Genomic DNA, 21,424 nt, shown 5'->3' with positions numbered 1-21,424 from the left:
CCGGATCCTTGGAAGGCTGCGACCATACCGGATACGCCCTTCACGGCACCAGTCGGAAAAGTCTGGGATTACATTCAGAGCGTGAGGTTGGTCACGGGATGGCTCAGCGGAAATCGCGGCTGTGGGTACGCACCCCATCGATCAGCGTATCGATGTTGTGCATCTGGCGGACGATCAGGTGCTGCACGCCGTCCACGCGTTCCAGGCGCCCATCGATCTGCATCATCCGGGCTTCGACCAGCACGCGGTGCTGCCGGTCGGCGATCTTGCGCCAGACCACCGCGTTGACCATGCCGCATTCGTCTTCCAGGGTGAGGAAGGTGACCCCGCTGGCGGTCTGCGGGCGCTGGCGCATGCGCACCAGCCCGGCAAAGCGCACGCTGCGCCCGTGTGGCAGCGCGGCCAGTTCATCGGAACGGTGGCAACGGCGCTGACGCAGCTGGCTGCGGATGAAGGAGACCATGTGCCGGCCCAGCGTGGTGCCGGTGGTGTTGTAGTCGGCCTGCATGTCCTCGAAGGCGCTGGGCAGCGGCAGCGGCACGGCGGTTTCAGCGGGGGCGCGCGCGGTCTCGAACAGCGGCAGCGGCTTCTCCACGCCGGAGACTTCCCAGCGCGCGCGATGGCGATGGCCGCTCAAGCCCTTGAGTGCGCCGGCATCGGCCAGCAGGCCTTGATGGCGGCGGTCCAGCCGGGCGCGCTGGCTCAGGTCGGCGACGCTGTCGAAGGGGGCGCGGGTGCGTGCCTGCACCACGCCGGTGGCGACATCTTCGCTGAAGCCATCGATCAGGCGCAGCCCCAGCCGGATGCCGAACGGCCGGCCCGGCGAGGCGGGAGGCACCAGCGTGCAGTCCCATGTGCTGTAGCGCACATCCACCGGCAGCACCGGCACGCCATGGCGGCGCGCGTCCTGCAGGATCTGGTCCGGGGTGTAGAAGCCCAAGGGCTGGCTGTTGATCAGGCTGGCGGCAAACGCGGAAGGGTGGTGGCACTTGAGCCAGCAGCTGACATAGGTGATCAGCGCGAAGCTGGCCGCGTGGCTTTCCGGAAAGCCATAACTGCCGAAGCCCTTGATCTGGTCGAACAGGCGCTCGCCATAGTCGCGGCTGTAGCCGTTGGCGGCCATGCCGGCAAGCAGCTTGTCGCGGTGGGGTTCCAGCCCACCGTGGCGTTTCCACGCCGCCATCGAGCGGCGCAGTGCGTCGGCCTGCCCGGGGCTGAAGCCGGCGGCGGCGACGGCCAGCTGCATCACCTGTTCCTGGAACAGCGGCACGCCGAGGGTGCGCTTGAATACCTTCTCCAGGGCGGGCGGGTAGTCGATCTCTTCGATGCCTTCTTCCTTCAGCCGCTTCCGTCGATTCAGATACGGGTGAACCATGTCGCCCTGGATCGGGCCCGGGCGCACGATCGCCACTTCGATCACCAGATCGTAGAAACAGCGTGGCTGCATGCGCGGCAGCATCGCCATCTGCGCGCGCGACTCGATCTGGAACACGCCCAGGGTATCGGCGCGGCAGATCATGTCGTAGGTGGGCGCATCGCCCTGCGGAATCTTCGCCATGGTCATCCGCGGTCCGCCATGCGCTTCCAGCATCGCCAGGCATTTGCGCACGGCGGTGAGCATGCCCAGTGCCAGGCAGTCCACCTTCATCAGGCCGGTGACGTCCAGGTCGTCCTTGTCCCACTGGATCACGGTGCGGTTGTCCATGGCCGCGTTTTCCACCGGTACCATCGTGGACAAGGGGTGTTCGGAAATCACGAAACCGCCCGGGTGCTGGGACAGGTGGCGCGGGAAGTCGACCAGTTCACTGGTCAGCGCCACCACCCGCCGCATCAACGGCGTCTCCGGATCGAAGCCGCGCTCGCGCAATGCCTCGGGCAGCGGCTCGTGGCTGCTCCAGCGGTCCAGGCAGGCGGCCAGTTCGTTGACCTGGTCCGGCGGCAGGCCCAGCACCCGGGCCACATCGCGCACCGCGCTGCGACCCCGGTAGCTGATCGCCACCGCGGTCAATGCCGCACGCTCGCGGCCGTAGCGGTTGAATACGTACTGCAGCACTTCCTCGCGGCGTTCGTGTTCGAAGTCGATGTCGATATCCGGCGGCTCATCGCGTTCGGCGGAGATGAAGCGCTCGAACAGCAGCGCCATCTCGCTTGGGTCGATCTCGGTCACGCCGAGCACGTAACACACCGAAGAATTGGCGGCCGAGCCGCGGCCCTGACACAGGATCTGCTGGCTGCGCGCGAAGCGCACGATGTCGTGCACGGTCAGGAAGTAGGACTCGTACTGCTTGGTGTGGATCAGCGCCAGTTCGTGTTCGATCTGGTGGCGTTGCTGGGGCGTCTCGCCCGCTGGCCAACGCCATTGCATGCCTTCTTCCACCAGTACCCGCAGCCAGCTGGCCGGGTCGTGACCGGCCGGCACCAGTTCGCGCGGGTAGGTGTACTGCAGTTGCTTGAGATCGAAGTGGCAGCGCGCGGCGATGCGCAGCGTCTCGGCCAGCAGCTCGGGCGGGTACAGCGTGGCCAAGGCCTGGCGGGTGCGCAGGTGGCGCTCACCGTTGGGGAACAGGCGCCAGCCAGCCTCGCCGAGCGTGCAGTGGTGGCGGATCGCCGTGAGGGTGTCCTGCAGCGCGCGGCGGCGGCGCACATGCATGTGCACATCGCCGCTGGCCACCAGTGGAATGCCCAGGTCGCGGCCGAAACGACGCAGGCGCTGCAGGCGCGCGCAGTCGTCGGCCTCGCGGTGCAGTTCAACCGCCAGCCACAGGCGCTGCGGGAAACAGGCCTGCAGCCACTGCGCATCCTCGATGCCGGGGGCAGGGTCTGCCCACAGGCACAGCAGGCCGGCGTGCAGTTGTTCCATGTCGCTGCGCAGGCAGCGGTACTCGCCCTTGGGCGCGCGCCGGCGGCAGGTGGTGATCAGCTGGCACAGCGCGGCGTAGCTGCCCTGGTCGGTGCACAACAGCACCAGTTTCGGGCCATCTTCCAGCTGGAATTCGGCACCGGTGATCAGGGGCAGTGCGTGCTTCTGCGCCGCCTGCCAGGCGCGCACGATGCCGGCCAGCGAGCACTCATCGGTGATCGCCAGCGCGTGGTAGCCCTGGCCCTTGGCACGCGCGAACAACTCCTCGGCGATGGACGCACCGCGCTGGAAACTGAAGGCCGACAGGCAATGCAGTTCGGCGTACCCGGGCAGCGGCGGCGTACTCATGCGAACCAGCCGTGCAGCATGAACGGCCCGCTGCGTGCATCGGCGGCGGTGTAGGCCCAGCCGCGCTGGCCCTGAGTGGTTTCGACCACGTAATAGTCGCGGCGGATGTCGTCGGCATCCCACCAGCCCGATTCGATCCGCTCCGGCCCGGACAGGATGCGCAGGTGCGGATCCTGCAATGCCTGCGGCTGGGCCAGCAGCCAGCCCGGGCGCATCGGCAGCACCGGGGGCGGGGCCTTGGGCGCGCCTGTGGCATCACCGGTCGCGCGTTCAGGCCGATGGTCGGCGCGCAGTCCCAGGCCCTGCACGGCGTCATCGCCGAGCCGGGCGCGCAGGCGCTCACGCAGCTGTTCCCACGGCATGGCCTGCTGCGGGCGCGGGTCGAACAGATCGCGTGCGGCCGGCACGAACGGTGGCAGTTGCTCGGCCTGGAGGCGCAGGCCGCGGCTGCCGGCCGGCAACTGCAGATGATCCACCCGGTTGCGGGCCAGCTCGAACAGCATCGCCGGTTCGCGCTCGGGCGCGAGCAGGCCGATCGACAGGCGCGTGTCGGGATGGTTTTCGTGTTCGAACCACAGATCGAACTGCAGCACGCCGCCATCGCGTGAGCACAGGAACGCGGCCAGATCGGCGGTCAGACGCCGCAACGGAAACAGCATGGCCTGGGTGGACTCGACCTCGTATTCGAACTCGATGCGCGCATCGAAGCGGTCCGGTGGCTGGAAATAGCGCAGCGGCGGCGTGCTGATCCCGCGCAGCGCATCCAGATGTGCCAGTACCTGCGGTGGGAAGCGCCGGGCCAGGCTCTCGCGCGGCAGACCAAATGCCGCGCCCAGCGTACGCAGGCCCGAGCGCGACAGCACGGTGACTGCTTCGACCGGCAACCCACTGCGGTCGATCGGGACCTGTGCCAGCGCGGCATCCAACTGATGTGCATCCACGCCGAGCCGGGCATGCACGCGGGCCAGCACGCTGGCGGCATGCGGATTGGGTGCGGCCCCCAGCCGATGCCGGAAACCCAGTTCGGTCAGGCCACGGGTGAGCCGCTGCTCGACCTTCGGCCAATCACCGAACAGTGCGCGGCTGGCCCGGATTTCCAGCGCCATCGCATGCGGGAAATCCAGGCTGACCTGTGAGCTGATGCCGTACAGCCAGCTGGCCAGCAGGTGGCGGGTGGCCTGCTCGGCGCGTGGGTCGTACTCCACGGTGAGCACGTCGCGGGTCAGCACCTGGGCGGCCGAGAGCAGCATGCCGCGGCGCAGCCCGCGCTGCCGGGCCGAGGGGCTGACCGCGTGCAGCACGCGCCGCTGCGCCGGGCCGGTGACCAGCACCAGCGGCGCGTCCGGATCGGGTTGCTGGCGCAGGGCGGCATCCAGCGCCAGGTGCGGCAGCAGCAGGCAGGCCCAATCCACGGCGGCGGCTCAATGGGCCACGGCCAGCGGCAGCGGCTGTACCGGTGCCAGCCCGCCACGGCACTTGAGCACCCGCACCTGGCCATCGTCGAGCTGCAGGCGCAGCGCGGCCGGGGAGGGATTGCGCGCATGCCGGGCATCGCGGAAGGAAAAGCCCAGGCACTGGCCGGTTTCAGCGGCCACCTGCAGCCGGCGCAGCGCGCGGTCATCGGCCTGCTGCGGCCAGCACAGCACTGCCGCGCAGGCAGCCGAGCGCAGGCATTGTTCGGCCGCCCACAACGCATCGCGCGGGCTGGCCTGGACCACCTGCACCTGGCTCAGTGCCAGCCCGGCGCGTGCCCAGGCCGGGGCATGCGGCAGGTGCGGCGGGGCGATCAGCACCACGGTCTGCTGTTGCTGGCTCAACCGCGCCAGGGTCGGCCAGACCAGCGCCAGCTCACCGACCCCGGGCGAGGCCAGCAGCACTTCCGACAGGGCCGAGGGCGGCCAGCCACCACCGGGCAGGCGGGCATCCAGTGCCGGGTGGCCGGTCGGGTGCGGCGCTACCTCGGGGAACGCCGTACGTGGCTGCCCCCGCCAGACCCGGCGGGTTTCCAGCAGCCGGTCCAGGGCCAGCACGGCGCCCATCAGCGGGCCTCCCGGCAGGGCTGGAGCAGGCGGAAACGGGCGGGAAACAAGGGCATGGCGGCGAGTATCGGCAGCACGCGTGTCAAAGGCTGAGACCGACAATCCTACCCGCAATTAGTAAAAATGCTAACGAATTCGACGGCCGGATTCCGAAGCGGTTGAGGGTGATGAATGCTTCAGCGAGAGCCTCCGCGCGGCGTGGATCTACACGGGATGGGGGCTGGGCGCCCTCTCGATGCACACCGAGCGGGGTCTTAGCGCCCCTGCGGATCAGGCCGGTGGTGCACGTACTCGACCACGGTGCCGTCCGGATGCACGGCGTTGAAGGCTGCGCCGGTCGGCACGACCTGCAGCGGGAAGATGATCTCCGCCCCGGCCGCCACCAGCCGCTCGTAGTACGGCTGCACGTCATCCACCAGCAGCGTGCCGGTGGTGGAAGTGAACGGGGCCAGCTTGTCCGGCGCGCCTTCGATCAGCAGGAACGCCCCGACCATCGCCAGGCGCAGGCCGGCCTCGGGGAACGGAAAGCCCGCATCGGCCACCACCCCCTGCAACTGCTCGTAGAACGCCACCCGCGCTTCCAGTTGGCCTGGGCCGACGAACACCCGGATCAGCACCCGCGGGCTGCGTTGCCGGGAGGTGTCGTTGCGGTCGCGCCAGAGTTGATCGAAGTGGCGGTGTGGGGGCATGCGGTCGCTCCGGGACGTGAGCGGTCATTATCGATCCGCGATCCACCGGGAACCGGGCTGGGCTCATGACCACCGGTGATGGTGTGATAACCCCGCATCGCCCACCACGCCAGCAGTGCCAGCAGCGAGACGGCAGCGCCGGCCATGCACACCCCGGGCCAGCCGAAGGCGGCATACAGCGCACTGCCGGCCAACGCGCCCAGCCCGCTGCCTGCCGCGTAGAACAGCATGTAAGCGGCGATCACCTGTGCCTGCGCGTGCGGTGCGGCGGCCAGGATCCGGCTCTGATTGGTGACGTGCAGCGCCTGCACGGCCAGATCGAGCAGCAGCACGCCCAGCACCAGCCAGCCCAGGTGATGGGACATCGCCGCGATCGGCGCCCAGCTCAGCAGCATCAGCCACAGGGCCCCGGTGGTGACCCGCCCGGCATGGCCCCGGTCACTCCAGTGCCCGCTGCGGGCCGCGGCCAACGCACCGAGCACGCCGACCAGCGCGAAAGCGCCGATGGCGGTGTGGCTGAGGGCATAGGGTGGCGCGCTGAGTGGCAGGCTCATGCTGCTCCAGAACACCCCGAACACGGTGAACAGCAGCAGGCCCAGCACGCCGCGCTGGCGCAGCACCGGCTGCTGCCGCAGCAGCGCGAACAAGCCGGTCCGCGCGTCGTGTGCGGCCGACACAGGCAATCGCGGCAGCCGTGCCCACAACAGGGTGCCGGTCACGATCATCAGCACTGCCGAGAGCAGGTACACCGCGCGCCAACCGCCCAGATCGGCCACCGCCCCGGCCACCACCCGTGCCAGCAGCAACCCGACCACCACGCCTGCCTGTGCGGCGCCGACCACCCGGCCACGCTCGTGCTCGCCCGCCGCGGCGGCGGCGTAGGCAATCAGCCCCTGGGTCATCGCGGTGCCGAGCAGGCCCACCGCCAGCATCCCCAGCAGCAGGCTCCAGGCCTGCGTGGCCAGCGCGACGGCCAGCAGCGCCAGCACCAGGCCGCCGGTCTGGACCGCCATCAGGCGGCGGCGGTCCATGCGGTCACCCAGTGGCACCACCCAGAGCAGCGCCGCCACCGACCCCAGCTGGGTGGCGGCGATCACCGCGCCGATGCGGGACGTGCTGATCTGGAGATCGGCGGCCAAGGCATCCAGCAAGGGCTGGGCGTAATAGACATTGGCCACGCTCAAACCGGCGGCGCAGGCGAACAGCATCAGCAGGGCGGAGGGGAGCGGGGAGGTGGACGCACGCGAGGCGGAGGCAGGGAGCGGCATGATGTAGTCTCAAAAAAGAACCAGTTGATTTTGGAGTATGTGGTTCTAAAATGAAACCTCGAAAGGAGGCCGCACATGACAACCGATGCCACTACCCCCTGCCCGGTGGGGCGCGCGCTGGATCTGGTCGGCGACCGCTGGTCGCTGCTGATCGTGCGCGAGGCGTTCGATGGAGTAGGGCGCTTCAGTGATTTCCAGCGCCGCCTCGGGATGTCGCGCAGCATGCTCAGCCAGCGCCTGCAGGCCTTGCTGGAGGCCGATGTGCTGACGCAGCAGTCGCTGGAGGAGGGGCGCGGCTACCAGCAGTACGTGCTCACCGAACGCGGCCGCGCGCTGTTCCCGCTGGTGGTGGCGCTGCGGCAGTGGGGCGAGGCCTTCCTGTTCGCGCCGGGCGAGCCGCGCTCGGTGCTGCAGGCCGACAGCGATGGCCTGCCCTTGGCGCTGATGCAGCCGCGTGACCAGCATGGGCAGGTGGTGGCGGCTGCCGACACCCAGGTGATCAAGCCGCCGTCGCCCTGATTCGGGCCGGGTTTCGCTGTCTCAAATGTAAGCATCCTGTTGACAGGCATGAACACGCTCGGACACTCTTCCGGGGTGAGGTGCCGGCAAGGGCCTCCCGGGTGGTGCGGCTGTCACGACGGGCGGAGGGGCCTGGACGTAGCCGTCATCGCCTTGCGTTGTAAACGGTTCCGCGCCCCTGCGCGTGGTTCCCGCCGATATGGCGCTGCACCCTTCTGCGGCAAGACTCCCTGGATTTATTGCGCAAGCAAAGGTGTTTCGTCCGCTCATGAAAACGATTTCAAAGCCCCTGGCCCTGACGGCCGCCATCGCGCTCTCGCTGAGCGCTTCTGCCTGGGCCGCTGCCCCGGCCGCCACCACCGACGCGTTCACCGTATTGACCCTGGAACAGACCCCGGGTGAGCTGGATGCGGCCGTGGTCGCCGCACAGCTGGAACAGCTGCAGGTCGATGCCGTGACGGTGCGCAACGTGGAGCGCCGCGCCGACCGCGTGGATCCGCTGCAGGGTCTGGCCGATGCGCTGGGCTATCACTATCGTTTCGTGACCGCCGATCCGGCCGCCGCGCAGCAGACCGGCAGCGTCGTGCTGACCCGCCTGCCGATCGAGGCCGAGTCGGGCACCGAACAGCCGTCGCTGAATTACCTGCGCCTCAACGATGGCCGCCATGTGGTCGCGCTGTACACCAGTGCCGCCGATGCCGCCGCGCTGCCGCCGCTGGTCACCGGCTCGCGCCTGGGCGCACCGGCCGTGCTGCTGGGCGCGGTGAGTGCCGATGCGGCCACCACCGCCGGCTTCGATCCGTCGCGTGTCGCGCTGGAAGCCAACGAAAGCTACTTCAGCGATGGCTTCCAGTCGGCTACCTCGGCCGCCATCAAGCTGCGCACCCATGACGGAAAGAAGGGCACCACCGCGGCTACGCTGCTGACCCTGGGCTACACCGCGCCGGTCGGTGGCGATACGCCATGGATGGACACCGGCCTGAACGCCGATGCCCGTGCCAAGGCACTGGTCGCGCAGATGACCGTGGACGAGAAGTTCCAGATGCTGCACAGCTACTTCGGGCTGGGCAAGGACGGCGGCCCGCTGCCCGAAGGTGCGGTTGGTTCGGCCGGCTTCGTGCCGGGCGTGCCGCGCCTGGGCATTCCGGCGCAGCAGTCGGCCGATGCCGGCGTCGGCGTGACCAACCCGGGTGGCCTGCGCAAGGGTGACCATGCCACGGCGATGCCGTCGGGCCCGTCCACCGCATCGAGCTGGAACCCGGACATCGCCTTCGCCGGCGGTGCCACCATGGGTCGCGAAGCCTGGCAGCAGCGCTTCAATATCCTGCTGGCCGGCAGCGTCAACCTGCAGCGCGACCCGCGCAACGGCCGCAACTTCGAATACGCCGGTGAAGATCCGCTGCTGGCCGGCGTGCTGGTCGGCGAGTCGATCCGCGGCGTGCAGAGCCAGCACGTGATCTCCACGATGAAGCACTTCGCGCTGAACGACATGGAGACCTCGCGCAATTTCCACAGCGCCGAGATCGGCGAGCAGGCGATGCGCGAATCGGACCTGCTGGCGTTTGAAATCGCCATGGACATCGGCAAGCCGGGTTCGGCGATGTGCTCGTACAACCGCATCAACGGCACCTACGGCTGCGAACACGATTACCTCATGAACGAGGTGCTCAAGCAGGAATGGAAGTTCCCCGGTTTCGTGATGTCCGACTGGGGCGGCGTGCACAGCGGCTCCAAGGCGGCGCTGGCCGGCCTGGACCAGCAGTCGGCCGGTGAAGTGTTCGACAAGGCGGTCTACTTCGATGAGCCGCTGCGCCTGGCCGTGGCCGGTGGCGTCGTGCCGCAGGCGCGCCTGGACGACATGGTCGGCCGCATCCTGCGCACCATGTTCGCGCACGGCAACTTCGACCTGCCGCCGGTGCACGAGCCGATCGATGACGAGGCCGGCTTCCTGGCCGCGCAGCGCACCGTCGAAGAAGGCAGCGTGCTGCTGCGCAATGCCGATGACCTGCTGCCGCTGGGCAAGGACGTGCAGCGCATCGTCATCATCGGTGGGCATGCCGACAAGGGCGTGATCGGCGGTGGTGGTTCCTCGATGGTGGGCTGGACCGCCCGCGGCACCAATGCGGTGCCGGGCGTGATGCCGACCACCTGGCCGGGCCCGGTGATCTTCCACCCGTCCTCGCCGCTGGAAGCGCTGCGCGCCGAGCGTCCGGATGCCCGCATCGATTACGTGGATGGCCGCGATGTCGCGGCCGCCGCGCGCGCTGCCGCTGCGGCCGATGTCGCCATCGTGTTCGCCACCCAGTGGTCGGCCGAGTCGGTCGATCTGCCGCACATGCAGTTGCCGGACAACCAGGACGCGCTGATCGCCGGGGTGGCCAAGGCCAACCCGAAGACGGTGGTGGTGCTGGAAACCAATGGCCCGGTCGAGCTGCCGTGGCTGCAGCAGGTGCCGGCCATCCTGCAGGCCTGGTATCCGGGTATCCGCGGTGGTGAAGGCATCGCCGCGCTGCTGACCGGCAAGGTCAATCCGTCCGGCCGCCTCCCGGTGACCTGGCCGGTGGATGTCAGTCAGCTGCCGCGCCCGCACGTCAACGGCCTGGGCTTCAACCCGAAGAACAAGCCGGATGACACCATCGACTACGACATCGAAGGCGCCAACGTCGGTTACAAGTGGTTTGCCGCCAAGGGCCTGACCCCGCAGTACGCGTTCGGCTATGGCCTGTCCTACACCAGCTTCGGCTACGACAACCTGACGGTGGTGGTGGAAGGCCAGCGCGTGGTCGCCAGCGTGGATGTGCGCAACACCGGCAAGGTCGCCGGTGCGGATGTGCCGCAGCTGTACCTGCAGCTGCCGCAGGGCAGCACCACCCCGATCCGCCTGATCGGCTTCCAGAAGGTGACGCTGCAGCCGGGCGAAAGCCGCCGGATCCGCATCGAAGCCGAGCCGAAGACGCTGGCCAGCTTCGACACCGCCGACAAGCAGTGGAAGATCGCCGGTGGGCAGTACGAAGTGCAGCTCTCGCGCGCGGCCAATGCACCGGTGCAGCGCGTGCCGCTGGAGCTGGCCGGGCAGGTGGTCCGCTGAACTGACGGGCAGGGCACGACCGTGGGTCGTGCCTCCGGTCACCCCGGCAGGTGCTCGCGCAGGTGCGCCAGCAGCAGCCGGACCCGGCGCGAGGGCTGGGCGGTGTTGGGAAACACCGCATACACTCCCTGGCGCGGGAAGCAATGACGGCGCAGGATCGGCAGCAGCCGGCCCTGCGCCAGATCGTCATCGATCAACCACTGCGGCAACACGGTCGCGCCGGCCCCGGCCAGCGCGAACGCCCGCAGGGTGGAGGCGTTATCAACCGTGACCACCGCATGGGCGGGGTTGCAGGCAAACAGCTGGTCGCTGCCATCGGGCGCCACCAGTGGGAGGTCCGCCAGGCGCGGATAGCCCAGCCTTGGCAGCGTGCGGACCCAGTCCGGATCATCGCGCGCGGCCTCATCGGGCAGCGTGGCCAACAACGACGGTGAGGCGACCGCGCATAGCGCGTGTTCGTCCAGCAGGGTCGCGCGCAATTGCGAGTCCTGCAGGCGGCCCAGGCGGATCGCGAGATCGAACCGCTCGGGAATCAGGTCCGCCGGTGCCGGGGAGGTCGAAAGATGCAGGCGCAGCTCGGGATGCAGGGCACGGAACGACTCCAGCACCGGCACGACCCGGGCGATCGCATATTCCGGTGTGGTGGTCAGGCGCAGCGTACCGCGCAGCTGCAGCTGTTCGCTGCGTGCTTCCTCGATGGCGAGCTCGGCGGTGGCCAGCAGCGCCGTGCAGTGCTGGTAGAAACGCTCGCCGGCTTCGGTCAACGCCAGGCTGCGGGTATTGCGCACCAGCAGGGTTACACCGAGTTCCTGTTCCAGCCGCTTGAGGTTGAAGCTCACCACTGCGCGGCTCTGGCCCAGGCGTTGCGCGGCAGCGGTCAGGCTGCCGGCATCGACAATCGTCTTGAAGGTCTCGAAGCGGTCCAGACTGACCATGGCGGCACGCTGACTGTCAAAAATGGTTTGACAGTCTTGCATCCGCTTGCCCGTATATCCAGCCGGCCGCAACGCGCATGCTGCCGCCTCGCAATCGGAGCGCGTCATGACATACCGGGCCAGGGTGGAAACGCTGTACCTGCTGGGATTCTCGCTGGACCTGGTGAACATGTTCATCGGGACCGTCGCGTATCCGGCCATCGCCAACGACCTGCACGCGTCCGTGCCGCAGCTGGCGTGGATCGGCAATGCCTACATGCTCGGGCTGTCCCTGGTCATTCCGCTGGGCAGCTGGTTGGCGGCGCGCCTGGGCGAACGCCGGGTGCTGTGCCTCTCGCTGGCCCTGTTTACCGTGGGCGCCGTGCTGGCAGGCACCGCGCCGAGCATCGAGTGGCTGATCGCGTGGCGCCTGCTGCAGGGGCTGGGCGGTGGGCTGTTGATTCCGGTGGGGCAGGCGATGGCCTACCGCGAATGCCCGCCGGCCGACCGCGCGCGTCTGACCGCCCGCATCATGGCGGTGGCACTGCTGGTGCCGGCGCTGTCACCCACACTGGGCGGCCTGCTGGTGGAGTGGGGCTCATGGCGCGGCGTGTTGCTGGTCAGTGTGCCGCTGGCCATGGTGGCCTTGGCGCTGGCGGCGTGGTGGGTGCGTCCGCGTGAGCCGGTGGTCGTACCTGCGCTGGACGGTCGCGGGCTGCTGTTGGGCTCACTGGGCCTGAGCGTGTTGCTGGTTGCGCTGAGCCTGTTGGCAGAGCCGGGGCAGCGGATGCTCGGCGCGGGCCTGCTCGTGGTCGCCATCCTGGTGCTGGCGTTGTATGCCCGCAGTGCGCGCCGTACCGATCACCCGGTCCTGCAATGGTCGCTGCTGCGGCATGCATCGCTGCGGCTGGCGATGCTGGTCTATCTGCTGGTACCCGGGACCTTCATCGGCACCCAGCTGGTGGCCACGCTGCTGCTGTATCGCCAGGGCTACGGCGCCGCGGCCATCGGTGGCTTCATGCTGCCGTGGGCGATCGCCTCGGCCTGCGCCATCGCCACCACACAGCACTGGCTGCCCCGCATCGGGGCGCGCCCACTGTTGAGCGCCGGCATGGGATGCCAGGCGCTCGGGATCGTGCTGCTGATCGGCGTGCAGGCCACTCACCCATGGCTGCCGGTACTGGCCTTCGCGCTGATGGGGCTGGGCGGGAGCCTGTGCAGCAGCAGCGCGCAGACGCTCGCGTTCCAGAGGCTGGCGGACGCAGAGCTGCTGCCGGGTAGTGCGCTGTGGAATCTCAACCGCCAACTCAGCTTCTGTCTGGCCGCCGCGCTGTTGGCCTGTGTGCTGGCGGTGCTGTCCTCCGTGCTGCCAGCGCATGCGTTCCCGCTCACCCTGATGCTGGCGGCGGGCATGAGCCTGCTGCCGATGCTTCTGCTATGGCGCCTGCCGGCGTCTTCCCTTGCCTTGAGAGCCTCCCCATGAATGACACGCTTGCCTTCAACGAGATCCATGACCTGCATGTGCTGATCGAAGACTGGTTCACCGGCCGCTCGCCTGTGGCTGCGCTGGGCACACTGCTGGCCCGCTTCAGCGAGGACTTCAGCATGGTCGGGATCCGTGGCGTCCGCCTGGACAAGCCCGCGCTCGCCGACCTCTTCGCCTCCGCCCATGGCAGCCGGCCCGGGCTCCAGATCACGGTCGATGCAATGCAGTACCTGCCGCTCGCGCCCGCCGCCTGCGCGGTGCGCTATCGCGAGGATCAGATCGGCGCGGATGGCACCGGCCATCGACGTGAGGCCTTGGTGGTTCTCGTGAGCCGCCCGGACGGCACGCTGCGCTGGCAGGCTTTGCATGAAACGGTGGTTGGCAGCTGAATGCGGGCAAAGACACGGCGCCGGGCCGTTCGGCATCTACCGGGGCGCGCCGGGCAGCGCTAGGCTGCGGAGGTTGCCATCACTGCCGGGAGAGAGCCCATGCGTGTGCGTGTATTGCCAGTTGCGCTGTTGAGTCTGATGGTTGCGGCCAGTGTGTCGGCGCAGACCTCGCCGATGACCCCGGACATTCCAGCCAAGGGCTTCGTGACGCCCACGGCGCAGGACAACTACGACAAGCGCGTGGTGATGGTGCCGATGCGGGACGGGACGAAACTCTACACGGTGATCGTGGTGCCCAAGGGCGCCAGGAACGCGCCGATCCTGCTGACCCGCACGCCCTACGATGCGGCCAATCGTGCCAAGCGCATGGATTCGCCGAACATGCGTGACATCCTGCCGCAGGGCGATGAGGTGTTCGTCGATGGCGGCTACATCCGCGTGTTCCAGGACATCCGCGGCAAGTACGGCTCCGAGGGCGATTACGTGATGACCCGGCCGCTGCGTGGGCCGCTCAACCCCACGAAGGTGGACCATGCCACCGACGCATGGGACACCATCGATTGGCTGGTCAAGCACGTGCCCGAGAGCAACGGCAAGGTCGGCATGCTGGGCTCGTCCTATGAGGGCTTCACCGTGGTGATGGCGCTGACCAACCCGCACCCGGCGTTGAAGGTCGCCGCGCCGCAGAGCCCGATGATCGATGGCTGGATGGGCGATGACTGGCTCAACTACGGTGCGTTCCGCCAGGTCAATTTCGGCTACTTCACCGGCCAGTTGGCCAAGCGCGGCAAGGGCCCGGCGATTCCCAGCGTGGGCTACGACGATTACACCACCTTCCTGCGCGCCGGCTCGGCCGGTGACTACGCCAGGGCCAACGGGCTGGACCAGTTGCCGTGGTGGCACAAGCTGATCGAGCACCCCAGCTACGATGCGTTCTGGCAGGAACAGGCGCTGGACGCGCGCATGGCCAGGACCGAACTGAAGGTCCCCACGATGTGGCTGCAGGGCCTGTGGGACCAGGAAGACATGTGGGGCGCGGTGCACAGCTATGCGGCGATGGAGCCGCGTGACACTGGCAACACGCTGAACTATCTGGTGATGGGGCCTTGGCGGCACAGCCAGGTCAACTATGACGGCAGCAGCCTGGGCGCATTGAAGTTCGAGGGCGACACCGCGCTGCAGTTCCGCCGCGATGTACTCAAGCCGTTCTTCGATCAGTACCTGGTCGATGGCGCGCCCAAGGCGCAGACACCGCCGGTGTTGATCTACAACACCGGGGAGAACCACTGGGACAAGCTGCAGCAGTGGCCGCGCAGCGCGGCGCAGTCCCGGCCGCTGTACCTGCGCGCGGGCGGCAGGCTGTCCTTTGAAGCACCACAGGCGGGGGAGGCCACGTTCGAGGCATATGTATCCGATCCGGCCAAGCCGGTGCCGTTTGTACCGCGCCCGGTGCGGTTTGCTGACCGCGACATGTGGACGAGTTGGCTGGTGAAGGACCAGCGCTTCGTGGATGGTCGCCCGGACGTGCTGACCTTCGTCAGCGAGCCGTTGACCGAGCCGCTGCGGATCGGCGGCGCGCCGCAGGTCAATCTGCAGGCAGCCACGAGTGGCAGCGACAGCGACTGGGTGGTGAAACTGATCGATGTGTATCCGGACCAGACGCCGTCGACGCCGGAGATGGGCGGGTACGAGCTGTCGGTCTCGATGGCGATCTTCCGTGGCCGGTACCGCGAGAGCTTCAGCGACCCGAAGGCGATCGCGGGCAACCAGGTGCTGGATTACAAATTCGGTCTGCCGACCGCGAACCATGTGTTCCAGCCGGGCCACCGGGTGATGGTGCAGGTGCAGTCGAGTCTGTTCCCGCTGTACGACCGCAACCCGCAGACGTTCGTGCCGAACATCTACCTGGCCAAGCCGGCCGATTACCAGAAGGCGACGCAGCAGATCTGGCACGCGCCGCAGCAGGCCAGTTTCATTTCGTTGCCGGTGTATTGAAGGCTGGAAGGGAGCGCCGGCCATGGGCCGGCGCCTCCAGGATGCAGGTCATCCTTGCTCTGGTTGGCCGGACAGCGCATCCGGCGAACCCGCATTGACCCTCAACCGTCGAGGGTCGGGTAGTCGGTGTAGCCGTGTGCGCCACCGCCGTACAGCGTGTCCTTGTCCAGCTCGGACAGCGCCACGCCCAGACGGAAGCGCTCGACCAAATCGGGATTGGCGATGAAGGGACGACCGAAGGCGACCATGTCGGCATAGCCGGAGGCCACCGCCGCTTCGGCACGCGCCTGGTCGTAACCGTTGTTGGCGATCCATGCGCCCTTGAACTTGGCGCGCAGCGCGGCGTAGTCGAAGGCGATGTTGTCGCGCGGGCCGCCGGTCGCGCCTTCGATCACGTGGATGAAAGCGAGCGGGCCGATGGCATCCAGACGCTCCACGGCGCGTTCGAACAACGGCTGCGGGTTGGAGTCGGCAGCGTCGTTGGCTGGCGTCACCGGCGAGAGACGTACGCCGGTGCGTTCTGCACCGATTTCCGAAACGATCGCGCTGACCACTTCATCCAGCAGGCGGGTGCGGTTTTCGATGCTGCCACCGTATTCGTCGGTGCGCTGGTTGCTGCCATCACGCAGGAACTGGTCGATGAGATAGCCGTTGGCAGCATGCACTTCCACACCGTCGAAGCCGGCCGTGATGGCGTTGCGTGCGGCCTGGCGATAGTCCTGGATCAGGCCGGGAATCTCGTCCAGGCGCAGGGCGCGCGGCTCGGAGACATCTTCAAAGCCCTTGGCGGTGAACGTCTTCGCATCGGCGCGCAGGGCACTCGGCGCCACCGGTACCTCGCCCTCGGGCAGCAGGCTGGTGTGCGAGATGCGGCCGACGTGCCACAGCTGCAGCACGATCTTGCCACCGCGCGCGTGCACGGCGTCGGTGACCTTTTTCCAGGCATCGATCTGGTCCTGGCTGTAGATGCCGGGCGTATCCAGATAGCCCTGGCCCAACGGACTGATCTGGGTGGCTTCGGCGATGATCAGCCCGGCGCTGGCGCGCTGTTCGTAGTACTGGATGGCCAGAGGATTGGGAATGCGGTCCTTGATGGCGCGGTTGCGGGTCAGCGGTGCCATCGCGACGCGGTTGGCGACGTCGATGGCCCCCAGACGGGTGGGGGAGAACAACTGGCCGTCAGTGGAATCTGTCATGGGCTTACCTTGGGAGGGGGCGACCGCCAGCGGCGGATGAAAGAAAGGATGTGGTCGTACGACCCCGAGCATAGGGGCAGGTGCGTTGCAGCGATGGGAAGGATTGTTGCGGAGCACGCTGTGCACGTTCTGTAACGTTTTCGCGGCGTATGGTCGAGGCATGGGCAGGCAGTGCCCGCAGCCTTATTCCAACCCGAGGAACAACGCGATGATTGATTATCAGCTCAAGGGAAAGGTCGCCATCGTCACCGGCGGCGTCTCCGGCATCGGCCTGGCCGTGGCCGAACTGCTGGCCGATTCCGGCGCGGCGGTGGCGGTGTGGGATCTCAAGGCAGACGCCGTCGAGAAGACAGCCGAGGCGCTGCGCAGCAAAGGCGTGAAATCGATCGGCATCGCCTTGAACGTCACCGACGAGCACGCGGTGGAAGCAGCCGTGAAGCAGACCGTGCAGGAACTCGGTGGGCTGGACATCGCAGTGAACAACGCGGGTATCGGCGGGCCGTCGGCGGCCAGTGGCGATTACCCCGTGGATGGCTGGAGGAACGTCATCGACGTCAATCTCAACAGCGTATTCGTGTGCCAGCGGGCGCAGATCCAGGCGATGCGCAGCACGGGCAAGGGCGGCAGCATCATCAACATGGCCTCCATCCTGGGCCAGGTCGGTTTCAACAATTCGGCGGCCTATGTCGCGGCCAAGCATGGCGTGGTCGGTCTGACCCAGACGGCGGCGTGGGAACACGCGGCGGACAAGATCCGCATCAATGCGGTGGGCCCGGGCTTCATCGCCACCCCGTTGCTGGACAAGATGGACCCGAAGGTGAAGCAGGCGCTGGAAAGCAAGCACGCGCTGGGACGCCTCGGCAAGCCGGAAGAAGTCGCCGCACTGGTGGCCTGGCTGGCCAGCGCGGATGCGGGTTTTGCAACCGGCACTTACTACGCGATCGATGGCGGATATCTGGCCCAGTAAGACACGTGGTGGCAGGCTCAGCCGGGCCTGCCACTGGTTTCACGGTCCCCAGACGCCCCTGTCTGCGACGCTCCGTCCATTGCCGGATGAGAGACGCAGATGGGACTGGAACAAGATCTATCGATCCTGCTGCGGATTGCCGTAGCCATGCTGCTGGGCGCCACGCTCGGCATCGAACGCGAGATGGGCAAGCACGCCGCCGGACTGCGCACGCACATGCTGATCGCCGGTGCAGCCGCACTGATTGTCGGCTTGGGCGACAGCATTGCCGAACACTTCCAGGAGGAACGCTACCGTGACCTGCTGCAGGTCGATCCGGTGCGTCTGATCGAGGCGGTGGTGGCCTGTGTCGGCTTCGTTGCCGCCGGCACGATCCTGCGGGGCTCGCGCGATGACCAGGTCAGCGGCCTTACCACTGCCAGTTCACTGATCATGTCCGCCGCGATCGGTATCGCGGTTGGCATCGGCGAGTATGTGATCGCTGTCGGCGTGAGTGTGTTGTGCCTGATCGTGCTGGTGGTATTCAGCCGTATCGCCAGAAAACTGGAGTCGTCATGAGCAGCGAACGTCCCTTCGAGATCCAGCGCATCGACCACGTGGTGCTGCGCGTGCAGGATCTGCCCCGCGCCGTGCGCTTCTACTGTGACGTTCTGGGCTGCACGGTCGCCCGCGAACGGCCGTCGCTGGGCATGGTGCATCTGCATGCCGGTGAGTCGCTGATCGATCTGATCAGCGTGGACGGTCCGCTGGGAATCAAGGGCGGGGCGGCGCCCGGGCGGGAAGGGCGCAATGTCGAGCATGTCTGCCTGCGCGTGGAACCGTTCGATGCCGAGCAGGTGCGCGTGCATCTGCAGGGACTGCAGGTAGAGCTCAGTGGGCCGGCCGAGCGCAATTACGGTGCCGAGGGCGATGGCCTCTCGCTGCGCCTGCGCGATCCGGACGGCAACTCGGTGGAACTCAAAGGTCGTTCGAACGACTGCGGCTGCTGAGTGGTAGGACCAATATTCGGACGTAGACCTATGGTCTAATAGGCTCGTCTCGCGTTTGGCGTTTCAATGCGGGCTGTTCCAACAGGCATGTTGGTTATTGGTACTACCAATAACCACTGTTGGACGTTCTCGGCTCGCGCGGTGCTGACCGCGCGGACCCCTGTCCGTCTTGATGAGATCCGCCGATGCAGGCCTGGCAACAACTGTATGACCCCGCTGGCAACCTCTGGCTGTCCAGCCTGATCGCGCTGCTGCCGATCGCTTTCTTCTTTGTCGCCCTGGCCGTGTTGCGCATGAAGGGCTGGCTGGCCGGCACGATCACCGTGGTGATCGCGTTGGCGGTGGCCCTGCTGTTCTATCGGATGCCCCTGTCGCAGGCGCTGGCAGCAGCCGGTTATGGCTTCGTCTACGGCTTGTGGCCGATCGCCTGGATCATTCTGGGCGCGGTGTTCCTGTACAAGGTCTCGGTCAAGACCGGACAGTTCGACATCATCCGGGCGTCGATCCTGTCGGTCACCGAAGACCAGCGCCTGCAGATGCTGATGGTCGGCTTTGCGTTTGGCGCGTTCCTGGAAGGGGCGGCCGGCTTCGGAGCGCCGGTGGCGATCACCGCTGCGCTGCTGGTCGGGCTGGGCTTCAAGCCGCTGTATGCCGCCGGCCAGTGCCTGATCGTCAATACCGCGCCGGTGGCCTTCGGCGCGATGGGCATTCCGATCATCGTGGCCGGGCAGGTGACCGGGCTGGATGCATTCGAGATCGGGCAAATGGCCGGGCGCCAGCTGCCGTTCCTGACCGTCATCGTGCTGTTCTGGATCATGGCGATCATGGACGGCTGGCGCGGCATCAGGGAAACCTGGCCAGCGGTGCTGGTGGCCGGTGGGTCGTTCGCGATCGCCCAGTACCTGACCTCCAACTTCATCGGCCCGGAGCTGCCGGACATCACCGCCTCGCTGACGTCGCTGGTCTGCCTGACCCTGTTCCTGCGCAAGTGGACGCCGGTGCGCATCTTCCGCTTCGATACCGAGAGCAGCGCAGAAGCTGCCGCCCAGGCACTGGAGGCACCGCGCTATTCCACCGGCCAGATCGTCAAGGCATGGTCGCCGTTCCTGATCCTGACCGCGATGGTCACGATCTGGAGCATCAAGCCGTTCAAGGCGCTGTTCGCCACCGGGGGTGCGCTGGAGCACTGGGTGCTGAAGATTCCGGTACCGGCGCTGGATCAACTGGTGCTGAAAATGCCGCCGATCGTGCCGGTGCCGACCGGGTACGAGGCGATCTACAGGTTCGATGCGGTCTCGGCGACCGGCACGGCGATCATGCTGGGCGCGGTCATCGCGATCGTGCTGCTGAAGATGCGCCCGGCCGCGGCGCTGCGCACCTTCGCTGAAACCGCCAATGAACTCAAGGTCCCGATCTACTCCATCGGCATGGTGCTGGCCTTTGCCTTCATCGCCAACTACTCCGGGCTGTCGGCGACGCTGGCACTGGCCCTGGCGCACACCGGCAAGGCCTTCACCTTCTTCTCGCCGTTCCTCGGCTGGCTGGGCGTGTTCCTGACCGGGTCGGACACCTCGTCCAATGCGCTGTTCTCGGCGCTGCAGGCGACCACGGCCCAGCAGATCGGCGTGTCCGAAGTGCTGCTGGTCGCGGCCAACACCACCGGCGGGGTGACCGGCAAGATGATCTCGCCGCAGTCGATCGCGATTGCCTGCGCGGCGGTCGGGCTGGCCGGCAAGGAATCGGACCTGTTCCGCTTCACGGTCAAGCACAGCCTGATCTTCACCGTGATGGTCGGCATCATCACCACGGTGCAGGCGTACTGGCTGACCTGGATGATTCCCTGAGCCCATGCGCGGCAGTCCGGCCACCGGCATCGACCCCATCGCCCGCCCCGCGGGCGACAATGGCGGCATGAAGAACGAACGCCTGTCCGACAAGGTGGCCGCGCAGCTGCGCAGCCTGATCCGTGAGCACAACCTGCAGCCGGGTGACCGCCTGCCGGCCGAACGACCGCTGGCGGTGCAGCTGGGGGTCTCGCGCACGGCGCTGCGCGAGGCGATCGCGCAGCTGGCTAGCCAGGGCCTGCTGAACGCGCGGGTCGGCGGCGGCACCTACGTGAGCGAACCGGCGGCCCGTGCCCGGCAGGCCATCGATGAGCCGTTGATGCCGTACCTGCCGCTGTTCCAGGGCGACCCGGAATACCGCTTCGACGTGCTGGAGATCCGCCACGCGCTGGAAGGGGCAACTGCGTGGCACGCCGCCTTGCGCGCCACCGACGAAGACCGCGCGAAGATCCGCCAGGCCTTCGACACCATGATGGCTGCGCATGGCAAGGACGATCCGGCCGGCGAGGCACAGGCCGATGCGGCCTTCCACCTGGCCATCGCCGAGGCCTCGCACAACCTGGTGCTGCTGCAGGTGATGCGTGGCCTGTTCGAGCTGCTGCAGACCAACATCTCGCAGAGCCGCGAGAAGCTCTATACCTCCGCCCGCACCTTCGAGCCGCTGTCCGTCCAGCACCGCGAGATGATGGATGGCGTGCTCTCCGGCGACCCCGAACGCGCGCGTGCCGCCGCGCACGCGCACCTGGAATTCGTGCACACCTCCCTGCGCACGCTCGATGACAACGAGGCCCGGCGCGCACGTGCGTCACGGCTTCCTTCTTCCCACGGTTGAC

The 21,424-nt window shown here is 67.6% G+C and carries 17 protein-coding genes; 10 read left to right on the top strand and 7 right to left on the bottom strand.

Going from position 1 to position 21,424, the window contains the following annotated elements:
* Positions 1-103 precede the first annotated feature (103 nt).
* The 5 genes from HMPREF3113_RS03420 to HMPREF3113_RS03400 all read right to left on the bottom strand — a co-directional run bounded on the left by HMPREF3113_RS03420 (position 104) and on the right by HMPREF3113_RS03400 (position 7,204).
* Positions 104-3,208 carry an error-prone DNA polymerase gene (locus HMPREF3113_RS03420; RefSeq protein WP_070470804.1) on the bottom strand — a complete coding sequence of 1,035 codons (3,105 nt, stop codon included), beginning with the start codon at positions 3,206-3,208 and terminating at the stop codon, positions 104-106.
* The gene (locus HMPREF3113_RS03415) at positions 3,205-4,620 is read right to left on the bottom strand and encodes a Y-family DNA polymerase (RefSeq protein WP_070470802.1); all 1,416 of its coding nucleotides are present in this window, start codon (positions 4,618-4,620) and stop codon (positions 3,205-3,207) included. Before HMPREF3113_RS03415 ends, HMPREF3113_RS03420 begins: the two co-directional genes overlap by 4 nt.
* A 9-nt stretch (positions 4,621-4,629) precedes the next feature.
* Positions 4,630-5,247: a translesion DNA synthesis-associated protein ImuA gene (imuA, locus tag HMPREF3113_RS03410; RefSeq protein WP_070470800.1), complete on the bottom strand. Its 618-nt coding sequence runs from the start codon at positions 5,245-5,247 to the stop codon at positions 4,630-4,632.
* Positions 5,248-5,501: 254 nt separating this feature from the next.
* Entirely contained in the window at positions 5,502-5,936 is a 435-nt protein-coding gene (locus HMPREF3113_RS03405; protein ID WP_070470798.1) for a VOC family protein, read from the bottom strand.
* Positions 5,858-7,204 (bottom strand): MFS transporter, encoded by a 1,347-nt coding sequence (locus HMPREF3113_RS03400; RefSeq protein ID WP_070470797.1) that lies wholly within the window; start codon positions 7,202-7,204, stop codon positions 5,858-5,860. Before HMPREF3113_RS03400 ends, HMPREF3113_RS03405 begins: the two co-directional genes overlap by 79 nt.
* A gap of 75 nt (positions 7,205-7,279) precedes the next feature.
* On the opposite strand from HMPREF3113_RS03400, the gene HMPREF3113_RS03395 reads away from it, so the two are divergent.
* Positions 7,280-7,723: a winged helix-turn-helix transcriptional regulator gene (locus HMPREF3113_RS03395; RefSeq protein WP_070470795.1), complete on the top strand. Its 444-nt coding sequence runs from the start codon at positions 7,280-7,282 to the stop codon at positions 7,721-7,723.
* Positions 7,724-7,991: 268 nt separating this feature from the next.
* Positions 7,992-10,811: a beta-glucosidase gene (locus HMPREF3113_RS03390; RefSeq protein WP_083298708.1), complete on the top strand. Its 2,820-nt coding sequence runs from the start codon at positions 7,992-7,994 to the stop codon at positions 10,809-10,811.
* A 38-nt stretch (positions 10,812-10,849) separates the two neighbouring features.
* Here the strand turns inward: HMPREF3113_RS03390 and HMPREF3113_RS03385 are convergent, their stop codons facing one another.
* A complete protein-coding gene (locus tag HMPREF3113_RS03385; RefSeq protein WP_070470794.1) occupies positions 10,850-11,746 on the bottom strand; it encodes a LysR family transcriptional regulator in 897 nt (298 codons plus the stop codon).
* Between the two features lie 106 nt (positions 11,747-11,852).
* On the opposite strand from HMPREF3113_RS03385, the gene HMPREF3113_RS03380 reads away from it, so the two are divergent.
* The 3 genes from HMPREF3113_RS03380 to HMPREF3113_RS03370 all read left to right on the top strand — a co-directional run bounded on the left by HMPREF3113_RS03380 (position 11,853) and on the right by HMPREF3113_RS03370 (position 15,595).
* On the top strand, positions 11,853-13,208 hold the full coding sequence (locus HMPREF3113_RS03380; protein ID WP_070470791.1) for an MFS transporter: 1,356 nt from the start codon (positions 11,853-11,855) through the stop codon (positions 13,206-13,208).
* Complete coding sequence (locus HMPREF3113_RS03375) at positions 13,205-13,600, top strand: hypothetical protein (protein ID WP_070470790.1); 396 nt, start codon at positions 13,205-13,207, stop codon at positions 13,598-13,600. The genes HMPREF3113_RS03380 and HMPREF3113_RS03375 overlap by 4 nt, the downstream gene beginning before the upstream one ends.
* A 99-nt stretch (positions 13,601-13,699) precedes the next feature.
* Complete coding sequence (locus HMPREF3113_RS03370) at positions 13,700-15,595, top strand: CocE/NonD family hydrolase (protein WP_070470788.1); 1,896 nt, start codon at positions 13,700-13,702, stop codon at positions 15,593-15,595.
* A gap of 101 nt (positions 15,596-15,696) precedes the next feature.
* Here the strand turns inward: HMPREF3113_RS03370 and HMPREF3113_RS03365 are convergent, their stop codons facing one another.
* Positions 15,697-16,791, bottom strand: coding sequence for an alkene reductase (locus HMPREF3113_RS03365; protein WP_070470786.1), 1,095 nt, complete (start codon positions 16,789-16,791; stop codon positions 15,697-15,699).
* A 208-nt stretch (positions 16,792-16,999) separates the two neighbouring features.
* On the opposite strand from HMPREF3113_RS03365, the gene HMPREF3113_RS03360 reads away from it, so the two are divergent.
* The 5 genes from HMPREF3113_RS03360 (at position 17,000) to lldR (ending at position 21,423) form a co-directional block, all read left to right on the top strand.
* Entirely contained in the window at positions 17,000-17,758 is a 759-nt protein-coding gene (locus tag HMPREF3113_RS03360) for an SDR family NAD(P)-dependent oxidoreductase (RefSeq protein WP_070470785.1), read from the top strand.
* Positions 17,759-17,857: 99 nt separating this feature from the next.
* On the top strand, positions 17,858-18,316 hold the full coding sequence (locus tag HMPREF3113_RS03355; RefSeq protein WP_019185078.1) for an MgtC/SapB family protein: 459 nt from the start codon (positions 17,858-17,860) through the stop codon (positions 18,314-18,316).
* On the top strand, positions 18,313-18,747 hold the full coding sequence (locus HMPREF3113_RS03350; protein WP_019185079.1) for a VOC family protein: 435 nt from the start codon (positions 18,313-18,315) through the stop codon (positions 18,745-18,747). Before HMPREF3113_RS03355 ends, HMPREF3113_RS03350 begins: the two co-directional genes overlap by 4 nt.
* Positions 18,748-18,932: 185 nt before the next feature.
* Positions 18,933-20,591: an L-lactate permease gene (gene lldP / locus HMPREF3113_RS03345; protein WP_070470783.1), complete on the top strand. Its 1,659-nt coding sequence runs from the start codon at positions 18,933-18,935 to the stop codon at positions 20,589-20,591.
* A 67-nt stretch (positions 20,592-20,658) separates the two neighbouring features.
* Entirely contained in the window at positions 20,659-21,423 is a 765-nt protein-coding gene (gene lldR / locus HMPREF3113_RS03340; RefSeq protein ID WP_070470845.1) for a transcriptional regulator LldR, read from the top strand.
* The last annotated feature ends 1 nt before the right edge of the window (position 21,424 follow it).

The sequence above is a fragment of the Stenotrophomonas sp. HMSC10F06 genome, assembly GCF_001807865.1.
Taxonomy (GTDB): Bacteria; Pseudomonadota; Gammaproteobacteria; order Xanthomonadales; family Xanthomonadaceae; genus Stenotrophomonas; species Stenotrophomonas bentonitica_A.
This window is presented reverse-complemented; position numbering and strand designations above follow the sequence as displayed.

Excerpts from the sequence above, each read along its gene's own strand:
- HMPREF3113_RS03420 (WP_070470804.1), bottom strand. The coding sequence starts at position 3,208 with ATGAGTACGCCGCCGCTGCCCGGGTACGCCGAACTGCATTGCCTGTCG.
- imuA (WP_070470800.1), bottom strand. The coding sequence starts at position 5,247 with ATGGGCGCCGTGCTGGCCCTGGACCGGCTGCTGGAAACCCGCCGGGTC.
- HMPREF3113_RS03405 (WP_070470798.1), bottom strand. The coding sequence starts at position 5,936 with ATGCCCCCACACCGCCACTTCGATCAACTCTGGCGCGACCGCAACGAC.
- HMPREF3113_RS03400 (WP_070470797.1), bottom strand. The coding sequence starts at position 7,204 with ATGCCGCTCCCTGCCTCCGCCTCGCGTGCGTCCACCTCCCCGCTCCCC.
- HMPREF3113_RS03395 (WP_070470795.1), top strand. The coding sequence starts at position 7,280 with ATGACAACCGATGCCACTACCCCCTGCCCGGTGGGGCGCGCGCTGGAT.
- HMPREF3113_RS03390 (WP_083298708.1), top strand. The coding sequence starts at position 7,992 with ATGAAAACGATTTCAAAGCCCCTGGCCCTGACGGCCGCCATCGCGCTC.
- HMPREF3113_RS03385 (WP_070470794.1), bottom strand. The coding sequence starts at position 11,746 with ATGGTCAGTCTGGACCGCTTCGAGACCTTCAAGACGATTGTCGATGCC.
- HMPREF3113_RS03380 (WP_070470791.1), top strand. The coding sequence starts at position 11,853 with ATGACATACCGGGCCAGGGTGGAAACGCTGTACCTGCTGGGATTCTCG.
- HMPREF3113_RS03375 (WP_070470790.1), top strand. The coding sequence starts at position 13,205 with ATGAATGACACGCTTGCCTTCAACGAGATCCATGACCTGCATGTGCTG.
- HMPREF3113_RS03370 (WP_070470788.1), top strand. The coding sequence starts at position 13,700 with ATGCGTGTGCGTGTATTGCCAGTTGCGCTGTTGAGTCTGATGGTTGCG.
- HMPREF3113_RS03365 (WP_070470786.1), bottom strand. The coding sequence starts at position 16,791 with ATGACAGATTCCACTGACGGCCAGTTGTTCTCCCCCACCCGTCTGGGG.
- HMPREF3113_RS03360 (WP_070470785.1), top strand. The coding sequence starts at position 17,000 with ATGATTGATTATCAGCTCAAGGGAAAGGTCGCCATCGTCACCGGCGGC.
- HMPREF3113_RS03355 (WP_019185078.1), top strand. The coding sequence starts at position 17,858 with ATGGGACTGGAACAAGATCTATCGATCCTGCTGCGGATTGCCGTAGCC.
- HMPREF3113_RS03350 (WP_019185079.1), top strand. The coding sequence starts at position 18,313 with ATGAGCAGCGAACGTCCCTTCGAGATCCAGCGCATCGACCACGTGGTG.
- lldP (WP_070470783.1), top strand. The coding sequence starts at position 18,933 with ATGCAGGCCTGGCAACAACTGTATGACCCCGCTGGCAACCTCTGGCTG.
- lldR (WP_070470845.1), top strand. The coding sequence starts at position 20,659 with ATGAAGAACGAACGCCTGTCCGACAAGGTGGCCGCGCAGCTGCGCAGC.